Below are 12740 nucleotides of genomic sequence, written 5' to 3' on the forward strand. Positions count from 1 at the left end.
TCGGCCGACCGTTGGAGGAGGAACCACGTACGACGTGGGGTAATTCCCCGCACCGGGCTCACCGGACGTGACGTGAAGTGCCCGGTCGGCGACGTGCGGTCACCGGGGGCCGAGGGGTGCGGCCGGGCCGAACAGCGTCTCGAAGTCGCCCCGGCGGGCCAGGAGCTCAAGAGCGTCGAGGGCGGCGAGCGCGGCCTCCGCGGCAGCCGGATCACGGGTCGCGAGGCCGCTCGCCGTGAACTCGTCCTCGTCCAGGCGCCGTACGTCCGTGCCGTCCGCGGAGCGCCACAGGTCCAGGTCGAGGTCCTCGACGACCAGCTCGCCGCCCGCCACGACGGCCGGGCGGGTGATGTCGCAGTACCAGCCCTTGCGCACCCCGCGCGCGTCCCGGACCTCCTTCACCGCGTACCACCGGTCCCGCCAGTAGTGCTCGGTGAGGACGTCGCCCGGCTCGAACCGTACGAAGCCGAAGTCACGCACCCCGTCGGCCGCCCACGGCGCGCGGACGGTGACCCGGGTGCCGTCGTCGTGCAGCAGCGCGGCCGGGTAACGGATCTTCGTACGGCCGGACTTGACGAGGACGACGTCCAGGTGCCGGGGCCCGTCAGCCGAGTTCGCGGACATGACGTACCTCCGTGCCGCAGATCCCGTACCCGAACCACTTGTTGATCGCGATCATCGGCCCGTTGCCCGCGTCGTTGCCGGTGAACGCCTCCGTGCAGCCCGCGGCCCGGGCACGGTGCAGGGAGTCGTTCTTGGCGAGCTTCGCGAGGCCACGGCCGCGGAAGGCGGCGGCGGTGCCCGTCATCACGGTGCCGTACCGGGTGCCGCCGTCCGTGCGGGCCGCGCTGAAGGCCGCCGGGCGGCCGTCGACGAGTGCGACCGTGGTCAGTTCGGCGCTGAACAGGGGGTGGTGCCAGGTCTCCCGCAGCCAGGCCTCGTAATCCGTGAACTCGTGCGGGATGTCCCCCGGTTCGTCGGTCGACGTCTCCGCGTCCAGGGCGAACAGCGGACGCGGGTCACCGGCGAAGTCCGCCGCCGAGCGCAGTTCCACGCCCGGCGGCGGGTCCTGACGCGGCGGCAGGGGGCTGCCCGCCAGGTCCAGCCGGAGGAAGTGGGCGGAGCGGCTGGCGCGGTAGCCGTGCCGCTCGGCGAACGCCCGGTTCCCCGGCTCGTCCAGGACCCAGGCGAAGAGCCTGGTCGCGCCCAGCTCCGCGAGGTACCGCTCGGCGGCGCGCACCAGCAGTGTGCCCGCGCCGCGACCCGTTCGGGCCGGGTCGACGTACACGTTGAGATAGCCCTGGCCCGGCTCCGGGCTGTCGTACGCGATGCCGACCTGGGCGGTGCCGATCACCTCGCCGTCCAGTTCGGCGACCAGGGGGCGGTAGTGGGCGTCGGGATGCGCGTGGGTGACGTCGTACGCGAGGGAGTCGGGGGTGAACAGTACATAGGGGAGCGCCCGGTCGCGGACCCGGGTGAACCCCTCGGCCCGCCGCCGGTCGTCGGGGCGGAGGTCTTCGACGATCACGGTCATGGACGCGCACGCTACGCGCGGGACGGGTGCGGTCACCTCTCATTTTTCGCCGCCCCCGCTCCGATAGCTCTCATCACCCGGCGGGTACGGGACAATCGCCGCGTGACGCTGAAGATCCACATCGATGAGGGGGCCGCGCCCTACGAGCAGGTGCGTGCCCAGATCTCCGGGCAGGTCCGTTCCGGAGCACTGCCGGTCGGCTACAAACTGCCCACGGTACGGGGGCTGGCCGAGCAGCTCGGTCTCGCCGCGAACACGGTCGCCAAGGCGTACCGGGCGCTGGAGTCGGACGGGGTGATCGAGACGCGGGGGCGCAACGGTACGTTCGTGGCCGCCGCCGGTTCCGCCGCCGAGCGTGAGGCCGCGGCGGCCGCTCAGGCGTACGCCGAGCGCGTACGCCGCCTCGGGCTGACCGAGCGGGCCGCGCTCGACGCCGTACGGGATGCCCTGCGGGCGGCTTACGAGGGCGGGGCGTAGACGGGTCCGGCCCTGCCCGGTCCGGCCTCCGTCCGGAGCTGCGCTGCCCGGCCTCCGTCCGGACCTGCCCGTGTCTGGATCCGCGTTGCCCGGACCCGCGTTGCCTGGTGCGGTCCTCGTTCCCTCCGGCCTTGCCCGGTTCGGTCCTCGTGGCGTCGCCCGATCGGCGGCGGGCCCGGGGCCGTATGTCCGTACGCCCGTATGGCTGTTGGCCCGTGAGCACGGGGAGTCCGTGAGCCCGAAGCACGTAAGTCCATCGGTCCGGAGGAAGGGACGGGCGGGAGCGGCTCGGTGGGGCACCCGTACCGCGAGGAGCCCCGGTCGTGCGGGCATCGCGGACGTACGGCCAGCACCCCCACCTGTCGCCACCTCCCGGGTGCTCGGGCGAGGGGCGGTGGGCTACAGGTAAAGGCCCGCGTCCGCCCCGTCCCGTGGGTCGGGGACCGAGGTCGGGGTGGTGCCCCGGCGGAGCGCGTACAGCTCCGCCAGCGTGGCGCCCTCGCGGGAGACCCCCTCCTCCGTGCCGAGCCAGCCGACGGCCTCGGAGCGGGTCAGCGGACCGACCTCGATCCGGGCGAGGCAGCGGCCGGGGCGGACCACGGCGGGGTGCAGGCGCTCCAGGTCCTCGTTCGTGGTCACCCCCACCAGGACGTTGCGGCCCTGGCCGAGGAGGCCGTCCGTGAGGTTGAGCAGGCGTGAGAGCGCCTGGCCCGCGGTGTGCTTCGCCTCGCCGCGGATCAGTTCGTCGCAGTCCTCCAGCAGGAGCAGCCGCCACCTGCCCTTGCCCGTGCCGTCGTCCTCGCCGATGGCGATGTCCATCAGATAGCCGACGTCCGAGAAGAGCCGCTCGGGGTCCAGGACGCAGTCCACCTGGCACCAGTCCCGCCAGGAGCGGGCCAGGGTCCGCAGCGCGGACGTCTTGCCGGTGCCGGGCGGCCCGTGCAGCAGCAGGAGCCGGCCCGCGATGTCCTCCGGCGTCGTCTTCATCAGGCGGTCCATCGCGTCGGCGACCGGCCCGGTGTAGTTCGGCCGGACCTCCTCCCACGTGCCCGCGGAGATCTGGCGCGTGGTGCGGTGCGGACCGCGGCGCGGGGACACGTACCAGAAGCCCATCGTCACGTTCTCGGGCTGGGGTTCGGGTTCGTCCGCCGCGCCGTCCGTGGCCTGGTCGAGGACCTTCTCGGCCAGCTCCGCGCTGGTCGCGGTGACCGTGATGTCCGCGCCGCGGTTCCAGCGGGACACCAGGAGGGTCCAGCCTTCCCCCTCCGCCAGCGTCGCGCTGCGGTCGTCGTCGCGCGCGGAGCGCAGCACACGGGCGCCCGGTGGCAGCAGGGTGGCCCCGGACCGTACCCGGTCGATGTTCGCGGCGTGCGAGTGAGGTTGCTCGCCCGTCGCGAAGCGGCCGAGGAACAGCGCGTCGACGACATCCGACGGGGAGTCGCTGTCGTCGACGTTGAGCCGGATCGGCAGTGCGTCGTGTGGGTTCCCAGACATGCCGACATGATCCGTCACCAAGGGGACCGACGCACGGGATTTCCGCAGCCTGTTGCCGGTGTTCCCCTGGACGCGCCCCAGTTCAGCCGCCGTCCGGCCGGACGGCGGCCGGGCCGCCCGGGGGCCGCCGGGGCCGCCGCGCCCGGAATCCGGTGCGCCGCGGTGCCGGCCCCGGGCGGCGACACGGCCGACGGCGATCACTCCCGCGGCGGCCCGCGACGGAACCGCGGGACGCCCGAGGGGCACGCCCGGCGGTCCGGTTCCGTGGGTCAGCGCCCGCACGTGTCGCCGTCCGAGTCCCCGCACGGCTCCCCGCGCGCACCCCTGGCTGCATCCCCGGGTGCGTCCCGGCGGGGCCGCACACTCCGGGGTGAACTCGCCGCAGACCCCGCCCAGTTGGTTGCGGACCGGAACATGCAATCGGATTCCGCCGGTGAGCGCCGTGCCGAGGCCCCGGCCGTCCCGGAAATCTTTGGCATGAACACTTCCTGTCAACACGCGTAGCTGCTACCAAAGTTGTGGCAGAGATCCTGCTAAAGGGAGGTTCCATGAGACGTTCCCGAATTACGGCATACGTGGCCTCACTCCTCCTCGCCGTCGGCGGTGCCCTCACCGGGGCAGCGGCGGCGCAGGCGTCCCCCACCGCGGCCGCCACCGGTTATGTGGCTCTCGGTGACTCCTACTCCTCGGGGGTCGGTGCCGACAGTTACATCAGTTCCAGCGGCGACTGCCTGCGCAGCACGAAGTCGTACCCCTACCTGTGGGCCGCGGCTCATTCACCCTCGTCGTTCGCCTTCACGGCCTGTTCGGGCGCTCGTGCGGGTGATGTCCTCGCCAACCAGCTCGGCCCGCTCAACTCCTCCACCGGCCTCGTCTCGATCAGCATCGGCGGCAACGACGCCGGTTTCGCCGACGTCATGACCACCTGTGTCCTCAGCTCCGACAGTGGCTGTCTGTCCAGGATCGCCACAGCCAAGGCGTACGTCGACTCGACGCTCCCCGGTCAACTCGACTCCGTCTACTCCGCGATCAGCGCCAAGGCACCCGTCGCGCACGTGGTGGTGCTCGGCTATCCCCGGTTCTACAAGCTGGGCGCGACCTGCCTCGGCCTCTCCGACACCAAGCGCGCCGCGATCAACGGCGCCGCCGACTACCTGGACAGCGCCATCGCCAAGCGCGCCGCCGACCACGGATTCATCTTCGGCGACGTCAGGACCACCTTCACCGGCCACGAGCTCTGCTCCGGCAGCGCATGGCTGCACAGTCTCAACCTGCTGAACATCACCGAGTCGTACCACCCGACCGCGGCCGGCCACTCCGGCGGCTATCTGCCGGTCTTCACCGGCGTGGCCTGACCGGCCCTACGGCGAGGCGGAAGCGGAGGCCCCGTCCGACGGGGTCTCCGTCACGCACGTGACCGAGAACGGCACCGACCCGGACGTGGTGTGCACGGGGTCGCGGACCTCGACCCCGATCGCGTTCCGGTACGTACCGCTCTCGTCGTACGTCGTGACGACGACCGACCTCCGCGCGGTCCTGCCGTCACCCGCCGAGAAGGACAGGGTCTTCCACCCCGGATCGGAGACCTGTCCGGACTCCGTCACCCAGCGGTACTCGACCCGTGCCGGCACCCGGCCCACCGTGAACGTCGCGGTGAAGACGGGCGCTTCGGCCTGCGGCGGCGGACAGCTCCCGGAGTAGTCGGTGTGGGCGCCCACCACCGTCACCCGCACCGACTGCGCGGGCGGCGTACTCGTTCCGCCGCCGGGCGAGGTGGTGGCGGGGGAGGTGCCGGCGGACGCCGGGTCACCGCTCGCGCGGCTTTCCGACGGCGAACTTCCGCCGCCCGCGGCCTTGTCGGTGCTGCCACCGGTGCCGCTGGAACTGGTCGTGCCGTCCCCGCCGCCGTCGTGGTTCAGCAACGCGTACGTCAGGCCGCCGAGCGCGAGGACGAGCGCGGCCACGCCCGCGATCACGGCGACGGCCGCCCGGCGGTTGCGGACGGGCTCCGTCGAGGCCGGGGAATCGGTGACGGGCGGGAACGCCGAACCGCCCTGTGTCGGACCCTGCGGGTAGGGCGTGTCGCGGCCCGGACGCGGCGGGCCCTGCGCGGGCTGCGGGAAGGCCGCGACGGTCGTCCGGGAACTCGCCGCCCAGGGGTCCGTGACCGGGGAGCCGGTGGACGTCGAGCCGCCCGCGGCGACGAGCCGCAGATCGCTCTCCGCCTGCGCGGCGCTCGTCCGCCCGGCCGGGTCCTTCCTCAGCAGCCCCTCGATCACGGGAGCCAGCTCTCCCGCCCGCCGGGGCGGCGGCAGCGGCTCGTCGACGATGGCGCGCAGGGTGTTGAGCGGGGTGTTGTACCGGAACGGAGAGTTGCCCTCGACCGCCGCGTACAGCAGCACGCCGAGCGACCACAGGTCCGACTCCGGTCCGGGCGTGCGGCCCAGCGCCCGCTCCGGTGCGAGGAACTCGGGCGAACCGATGACCTCGCCCGTCATGGTCAGCGCCGAACTGCCCTCGACGGTCGCGATGCCGAAGTCCGTGAGCACCACCCGGTCGTCGTTCGACAGCAGGACGTTGGCCGGCTTGACGTCGCGGTGCAGGACCCCCGCCTCGTGCGCGGCCCGCAGCGCGGAGAGCACTTCGGCCCCGATGTGCGCGGCGCGCTGCGGCGGGAGCGGCCCCTCGGCGTCCAGGAGGTCGGAGAGGGAGATCCCGCGGACGAGCTCCATGACGATCCAGGGGCGGCCGTCCTGCGTCGCCACGTCGTACACCGTCACCACGTTGCGGTTGGGCACCCGGGCCGCGGCCCAGGCCTCGCGCTCCAGGCGCGCGTACATCCGCTCGACCTCTGGCCCCATGAGCCCCGCGGGCGCGCGGACCTCCTTGACCGCGACCTCGCGGTGCAGGACCTCGTCCCGGGCCCGCCACACGGTTCCCATCCCGCCCTGTCCCAGCGGGGAGAGAAGGCGGTAGCGGTCGGCGATCACACGTTCGGTCCCCGGCTCTTCGGACACGGGTGTCCCCCCTTCGTATCCGTCGCGCATCCGCGTGATTTCTCCACAAAAGTAGCTCAACCGAGTGCGGATGCCGCCCCCTTGAACACCAATCCGGCGCCGAGGGCCAGGACGACGAAGGCCGAACCCAGCGGTGCCGTCCGGCGGACCAGGGCCGCGACCGTCCCCTCGGCCCACCGCGGGCGCTTCGCCAGCGCCCGGTTCACGCCGCTGCCGAGTCTCACCACGGCGAACCCCGCCGCGGTGAGCGTCAGGGCCAGCCCGACGCCGTACGCGAGCACCAGGAGCAGGCCGAACCAGGCCTGGCCCAGCGCGGCGGCGCCGACGAGCACGACGACGGCGGACGGACTGGGCACGAGCCCGCCGGCGAACCCGAGCAGGATCGTGCCGCGGAGCGTGGGGGCGACGGCGTGCGTGTGGGTGAAGCCGCCGTGGGTGTGTTCGAGGGATTCGCGGGATTCACGGGATTCGAGAGGGGAGGACGCGGCACGGCTGTGCGGGTGCTCGTGCTGGTCGTGACCGCCGGGGTGGTGCGGGTGGTCGTGCGGCGCGCTGCGGGGGTGGTGCGCGCCGTGCGGAACCGTGGCGGCGGAGGCGTGGGCCTGTGCGAGGACCAACGGGCGCTCGTGCCGCTCGGCGTGCTCGTGGGGGTGGCCGGGGTGATCGGCGTGGTCGTGCGCGGGGCGGTGGCCGTGTTCGTGCTCCCGGCCGTGCCCGAGGCCCGGGCCGTGACCGTGACCACGGACGTGCTCGTGTCCGTGTCCGTGCTGGTGGTCGTGGCCGTGACCATGGCTGTGGTCGTGCTCGTGCGGGTGGTCCTGGCGACGGTCGCGCGGGAGGCCTCGCCCGGGTGTCCGGTTGCGCCACGCGCGCCGTACGAGGGTGACGCCGGCGCACGTCACGAGGACGCCGCTCGCGATGCCCAGCCAGGCGATGACGGACGGCGCGGCGGCCGAGCCCGCGGTGACCAGGAGGCCCAGGGCGACGACGCCGAGCGTGTGGGTGACCGTGACCGACGCGGCCAGTGGCAGCACGTCGCGCAGGCCCGCCCGGCCGCCCCGGGCCGCCGCCGTCGCGGCCATGAGGGTCTTGCCGTGGCCCGGCGCGAGGGCGTGCATCGCGCCCAGGCCCACCGAGACGAGCAGGGCCAGCGAGGCGAAACCGACGGTGAGGTCGTGCCGGGCGACCAGGTCGTCCAGGGCCCGGGTCCAGCGGTCGGCACCGCGCGGGAGCACGGAGGCGCCGGGCGCGGTGGTGTGTTCCTCGGTGAGGGCGGGGCCGCCGCGGCGGATCCGCAGGGAGGCGGTCGCGGTGTCGGAGGGGGAGGAGAGCAGGGCCTTTGGGTAGTTGGTCAGTTCTCCGGACACCGACTTCGTGGGCACGTCCGACGCGGTGAGCGTCATCCGGTCGCCGCGCGCGGTGATCTCGCGCCAGCCGGGTCCGCGGTCGGTGCCCGCGCTGTGGAAGGTGAGCGACACCGCGGCCGTCCCGGGGAGCGGCGCCGTCAGCCGGCATTCGACGCGCAGGGTGTCCAGCCCCGCCTGGCCGGGCCGCAGTCTCGCCCGGCTCGCGGAGACGGTGAGCGGGACCGCCCGCCCGTCGACTCGGACCCTGCTGCCGTGCGCCGCCGACGCGCAGCGCCGCCGGGCCCAGTCCGCCATGCCGAGCCTCTGGATGTCGGGCCTGGCCTGGGTGGCCGGGATCTCCGCGAGGTCCTCGACGTGGTCGACGCGCACCTGCCCGCGGGCGGCGACGAGGCCGTCGTAGCGGTTCACGGTGAAGTTGCCCAGCGGATGCGCGCTCGCGGCCCCGCCGGGCACCAGGACGAGCGCGCAGGCGGCGGTGAACACGGCCGCGCAGGAGGCGAACAGCCGGCGCGGCCTCACTTGTCCTCCTCCAGAGCCTTCCGGGCCGCACGGGCGCCGAGCGGGGAGAAGCCCGCGTTCAGGTCGAGGGCTGCCCGCAGCGAGGCGCGGGCCTCCTTCCCGTGACCGGTGGCGCGCTCGATCACGCCGCGGTGGTAGAGGAAGGACGCGTTGCGGTAGCCGGTGGCCGTGGCCCTGCGGGCGTACGGAAGGGCCTCCGTGTCACGGCCGTTGACGTGCAGCGCCCACGCGAGCGCGTCCGCCGTGTGCACGGTGTGGCGGCGGGCCCACTCGTCCCGGGCCGCCTTGAGCGCGGCCCCCCGGTCACCGTGGTCGGCGGCGGCGAGGGCGGTGTCGAGGTCTGCGTCGACGCCGTAGGAGTGGGCGAGCGCGATCCACGCGTCCACCAGCGCGTACTGAGCGTGGGCCTTCCGTGCGTCGCCCGGCTCGCCCCGCGCCTCGTACAACTCGCCCAGTTCCACCAGGGGCTGGGGCAGGGGATAGCGCGCCACCACCTGCTCCATGCCCTTGATCGCCGCCGCCTGGTCTCCGAGGGCGGCCTGGGTGCGGGCTCGGCCCTCCAGCGCCGGGAGATAGGTGTCGTCGGCGGCCAGCGCCCGCGCGTAGAACGTGAGGGCGTCCTTGTACTGGCCCTGGTTCCACGCGAGTTGTCCGAGCGCGCCGGCGACGTACGAGATGTCGCCCCGGCTGGTGGCGGTGGCCAGTGCCTGTTCGAGGACCCGGCGGGCCGTCCTGACGTCGCCGCGCAGTTCGTGCACATAGGCGTACCGGGTGAAGACGGGGACCCCCGGGCGGCGCGAGTCGGCCAGGTCGGCGGCCTTGGACGCCTCGGCGTAGCGGCCGAGTTCGACGAGCGCGTCGATACGGGAGGAGAGCGCGCGCTCGCTGTACGGGTTCTCGTCGAGCACCGTGTCCGCGTACCTCAGGGCGCCGGTGAAGTCGTGCCGTGCCGCCGCGAGGGCGGCCCGTCCGGCGAGCGCCGACTCGTTACCCGGACGCAGCTTCAGGGAACGGTCCAGAGCCTGCTGCGCCTGGGGGTAGCGGGAGGGGTCGCCCTTGGTGCGGGCCTGCTCCACGTACGCCAGTCCGAGCGTCGCCCAGCCGCCGAAGTCCTTGGGCTGGGCCCGGAGATGGGCCTGCAGCGCGGTGATGCTCGTGTCCAGGTCGCCGCCGGCGAGGAGTTGCGGGGAGACGGCGCTCGGCGCGGTCGCGGCGGCGGCGCCCGAGCCGCCCCTCACGGCGCCGACGACCACGGCCCCGGCGGTGAGCGCGACGGCCAGGGACGCGGCGCAGGCGACGAGCTGCACGGTCCGCCGGCGGCGGGCCGCGGCGGACACCCGCCGCACGGCCGCGACCCGCTCGTCGCCGGCCTCGGCGAATTCGATTGCTGCTTCGGCCGGTTCGCGGTCCGGTTCGGCCGGTTCAGGATCCGGCTCGGCCGGTTCGTGGCCCGGTTCGGCCGGTTCAGGGTCCGGCTCGGCCGATTCACGGTCCGCTTCGGCCGGTTCGTGGCCCGGCTCGGCCCGTTCGCAGCCGGCTCCGGTCCCTCCGCCGTCCGTCGCGGCCGGTTCCCGGCTCGCCTCCGCCTTCTCGGCCTCCGCCGCGGAGGGTGCGTCGCCGGCGTCGGCGGCCCCGGCGCTCGCCGTGTCCGGGGCGTCGCCGTCCGATGTGCCGTCCGCGTGCCCCTGGTCGCCCGAGTCGTCCGCGTCCTGCTTCCCCCGGTCGGCGGCCGCGGCCCGTGCCCGCGCCGCGGACCGGGCGGGCGGGTCCTGTGCGGTGCGGACCGGCGGGGCCGGGTCGGGCTCCGTCGTGGCGACCGACCGCTCGCCGGGTTCGCCCTCCGGCGTGCTCTCGTTCGTACGCGGGGACATGCCCACTCCTCAAAGTCCTTGGGGGAACGGTCGTCTTGTCTGGGTGCGTGGGGTGGGGGAGGGGGGCGGCGCGGCCCGCGCCGTGGGGGATGGGGGGAGTGCGGGCCGCGCCGGTCGGTGGACCGGGCCGGTCAGTAGGCCCGGTACATGCGGCGGCGCCACCACATCACGCCGGCGCCGATCAGCAGGACCCCGGCCACGCCCGCCGCGGCGGAGCCCGCGATCAGCATGGTGTCCGTGCCGCCCGAACCGGCCGGGAGCGCGTCACCCAGCTGGTTGCGGACGTTGTTGCCGGTGCCCTTCGCCAGCGCACCGCGTGAGCCCGAGGTCGGCTCGGCCAGGTAGGGGAAGGACTTCTCGAACTTCTTGTCGTTCTTGTCGACCGAGTCGGTCAGGCCGGTCTTCTGGCCGAGGAGCTCGCCCTCGACGACCCGCAGCGACGCGTCGATCACGTCGTCGGAGAGCCGGCGCCCGTTCGGGAAGCCCGCGTTGTCGCCGTCGAGCACACCGAGCCGCTTGGGGTGCATGCTCGGCTTGATGGAGGTGTTGAGGCGAAGCTCCTCCGAAGGACGCACGTGGGGCGGCTGGTTGAGACCCTTCACGCCCTTCAGGAACACGTCGACCAGGTCGTTGCGGGGCTCGGCCGGCGCCTTGATCTTGTAGATGCCCTCGATGAGCTTCGGCAGCTCGGGGTTGGTCACGTTCTTCAGGAACTGGGCGTCGTTCCAGGGCGCGGACGCGTTGAACTTGTCCTTGTCCTTCTGCGGGTTGACGACCTCGTTGACCAGCGGACTGCCCAGCCGCGAGACCTGGGTCCAGTCACCGCGGGCGTCCGCGCGCTGGACCGTGGACCAGATGCCGACGATCGGCTGCCCGGCGGACTCCCGGATCATGTCGTTGGGCACCTGCAGGGCTATCGAGTTGACGTTGTAGCCCTTGAGGGTGTCGCGCCCGACCTCGGACAGGTTGCCGCCGTACAGCAGGTCGAACACCCGCAGATCGAGGAAGAACGGGTCGTCCGCCTGGCCCGCGAACGTGGTCGAGTCGCCGGCGAGCTTGTACACCGCCTGGTTGCGCAGTTTGGTGTAGTCGGGCATCGACGCCTTGCCGACGTTCGACGGCGCGACCGGGATGTCGTCCGCGACCTTGGTCCTGGAGACGAGCTTCTGGTTGTGCAGCCGCAGCAGATCGATGTCGTACGTCTGCGTGATGTTCAGGTCGGGGTCGTCCAGGCTGGTGACCGGTCCCGTGTTGTAGAGGAAGGTGTCGCCGTTCTTCCGGTGCGTCTTGAAGGTGTAGCGGTAGATCAACTCACCTTGTGCGTCACCGTTGTTGTCGATGTGGATGTCGTACTGGGCGTCGTCGGCGAACGTGTAGAAGTTCGGTCCGCCGGCCGGTTCCTCGAAGGGGATGAAGTTCGCGATGAGCGTCGTCGTGTCCGGCTTGTCCGGACTCACGAAGGCGTACACGTCGGTGTTGTCGTACTGGGGGGTCCCCGAGATCAGCGGGGCCTCCCGGTGGCTGGAGGCGGAGGCCGCCCCCGGTTCCAGCACGGTCACGCCGGCGGCCGCGAGCCCACCGGCGGCCAGCGCACCACAGATGAGGGTCACGAGACTCCTGCGTCCCACGCCACTCCTGGAGATAGGTGTCATGCCGTCCGTCCTCAGATCCCAATTGCCTGACGCACGCCATTCGGAGCGGTCGCCGCGGTGGATTGGTCGAATCCCAAACGTTCTTACGGCGGCTTCCGCGACTCGTCTCAGCGGACCGCCCGCTTCTTTTCGAGGCTCTTTCGCGGACGACCCGCTTTTTCGGACCGCTGATCCGTAACCCATCCGAAGGACCGCTCGCTGCGAACACGTAGGTGAAGGAACGGGCCGTGCGCGGCCGGAGAGGGGGGAACGAGTGGAGGCGGACGAACTCCTGTTGCTCGTGGCCGGAGGCGACCAGAAGGCGTTCGAGGAGCTGTACGGGATCGTGTCCGGACCTGTGTTCGGACTGGTGCGCAGGGTGGTGCGGGACGCCGCCCAGTCGGAGGAGGTGTCCCAGGAGGTGCTGCTCGAACTCTGGCGCTCCGCCGCCCGGTTCGACCCCCGTCGGGGCAGCGCGCTGTCCTGGATCCTCACCCTCGCGCACCGGCGGGCCGTCGACCGGGTCCGCAGTGCCCGCGCGGCCACCGAGCGCGAGCAGCGCGAGGGCCGGCGGGCCCACCATCCCGCCTTCGACCAGGTCGCCGAGGAGGTGGAGGCCGGGCTCGAACGCGAATGGGTACGGCGCTGTCTGGACCGGCTCACCACCCTCCAGCGGCAGTCCGTCACCCTCGCCTACTACGACGGCTACACCTACCGGGAGGTGGCCGAACGGCTCTCCCTCCCGCTCGGGACGGTCAAGACCCGCATGCGCGACGGACTGACCCGGCTGCGCAACTGCCTCGGGGGTGCCGCATGAACGGGGCCCGGCC

Annotated in this window: 10 protein-coding genes; 3 read left to right on the top strand and 7 right to left on the bottom strand. The window is 73.0% G+C overall.

The window, feature by feature from the left end:
• Positions 1-99 precede the first annotated feature (99 nt).
• Together OG776_RS31880 and OG776_RS31885 are read right to left on the bottom strand one after the other, a co-directional pair.
• Positions 100-624: a DUF402 domain-containing protein gene (locus OG776_RS31880; RefSeq protein WP_329322936.1), complete on the bottom strand. Its 525-nt coding sequence runs from the start codon at positions 622-624 to the stop codon at positions 100-102.
• Positions 605-1534, bottom strand: coding sequence for a GNAT family N-acetyltransferase (locus tag OG776_RS31885; protein ID WP_148007613.1), 930 nt, complete (start codon positions 1532-1534; stop codon positions 605-607). Before OG776_RS31885 ends, OG776_RS31880 begins: the two co-directional genes overlap by 20 nt.
• Before the next feature lie 102 nt (positions 1535-1636).
• Between OG776_RS31885 and OG776_RS31890 the strand changes: the two genes are divergently transcribed.
• Positions 1637-2011, top strand: a complete 375-nt coding sequence (locus OG776_RS31890; protein ID WP_187285493.1) for a GntR family transcriptional regulator — start codon at positions 1637-1639, stop codon at positions 2009-2011.
• A 399-nt stretch (positions 2012-2410) separates the two neighbouring features.
• On the opposite strand, the gene OG776_RS31895 is transcribed toward OG776_RS31890, so the two are convergent.
• A complete protein-coding gene (locus OG776_RS31895; RefSeq protein WP_148007614.1) occupies positions 2411-3505 on the bottom strand; it encodes a DUF5925 domain-containing protein in 1095 nt (364 codons plus the stop codon).
• A 548-nt stretch (positions 3506-4053) separates the two neighbouring features.
• Here OG776_RS31895 and OG776_RS31900 point away from each other — a divergent pair.
• Complete coding sequence (locus OG776_RS31900; protein WP_329322937.1) at positions 4054-4860, top strand: SGNH/GDSL hydrolase family protein; 807 nt, start codon at positions 4054-4056, stop codon at positions 4858-4860.
• 6 nt (positions 4861-4866) lie between these two features.
• Here the strand turns inward: OG776_RS31900 and OG776_RS31905 are convergent, their stop codons facing one another.
• The 4 genes from OG776_RS31905 to OG776_RS31920 form a co-directional block, all read right to left on the bottom strand.
• A complete protein-coding gene (locus OG776_RS31905; protein ID WP_329322938.1) occupies positions 4867-6522 on the bottom strand; it encodes a serine/threonine-protein kinase in 1656 nt (551 codons plus the stop codon).
• A 56-nt stretch (positions 6523-6578) separates the two neighbouring features.
• The gene (locus OG776_RS31910; protein ID WP_329322939.1) at positions 6579-8408 is read right to left on the bottom strand and encodes an urease accessory protein UreH domain-containing protein; all 1830 of its coding nucleotides are present in this window, start codon (positions 8406-8408) and stop codon (positions 6579-6581) included.
• On the bottom strand, positions 8405-10279 hold the full coding sequence (locus OG776_RS31915; protein ID WP_329322940.1) for a tetratricopeptide repeat protein: 1875 nt from the start codon (positions 10277-10279) through the stop codon (positions 8405-8407). The genes OG776_RS31910 and OG776_RS31915 overlap by 4 nt, the downstream gene beginning before the upstream one ends.
• A gap of 131 nt (positions 10280-10410) precedes the next feature.
• Positions 10411-11931, bottom strand: a complete 1521-nt coding sequence (locus tag OG776_RS31920) for a DUF4331 domain-containing protein (RefSeq protein WP_329322941.1) — start codon at positions 11929-11931, stop codon at positions 10411-10413.
• Positions 11932-12184: 253 nt separating this feature from the next.
• Between OG776_RS31920 and OG776_RS31925 the strand changes: the two genes are divergently transcribed.
• A complete protein-coding gene (locus tag OG776_RS31925; RefSeq protein WP_148009568.1) occupies positions 12185-12727 on the top strand; it encodes a sigma-70 family RNA polymerase sigma factor in 543 nt (180 codons plus the stop codon).
• The last annotated feature ends 13 nt before the right edge of the window (positions 12728-12740 follow it).

This window comes from Streptomyces sp. NBC_01689, assembly GCF_036250675.1.
Lineage (GTDB): Bacteria > Actinomycetota > Actinomycetes > Streptomycetales > Streptomycetaceae > Streptomyces.

Coding starts and splice junctions, on each gene's coding strand:
- OG776_RS31880 (WP_329322936.1), bottom strand. CDS start 624: ATGTCCGCGAACTCGGCTGACGGGCCCCGGCACCTGGACGTCGTCCTC.
- OG776_RS31885 (WP_148007613.1), bottom strand. CDS start 1,534: ATGACCGTGATCGTCGAAGACCTCCGCCCCGACGACCGGCGGCGGGCC.
- OG776_RS31895 (WP_148007614.1), bottom strand. CDS start 3,505: ATGTCTGGGAACCCACACGACGCACTGCCGATCCGGCTCAACGTCGAC.
- OG776_RS31900 (WP_329322937.1), top strand. CDS start 4,054: ATGAGACGTTCCCGAATTACGGCATACGTGGCCTCACTCCTCCTCGCC.
- OG776_RS31915 (WP_329322940.1), bottom strand. CDS start 10,279: ATGTCCCCGCGTACGAACGAGAGCACGCCGGAGGGCGAACCCGGCGAG.
- OG776_RS31920 (WP_329322941.1), bottom strand. CDS start 11,931: ATGACACCTATCTCCAGGAGTGGCGTGGGACGCAGGAGTCTCGTGACC.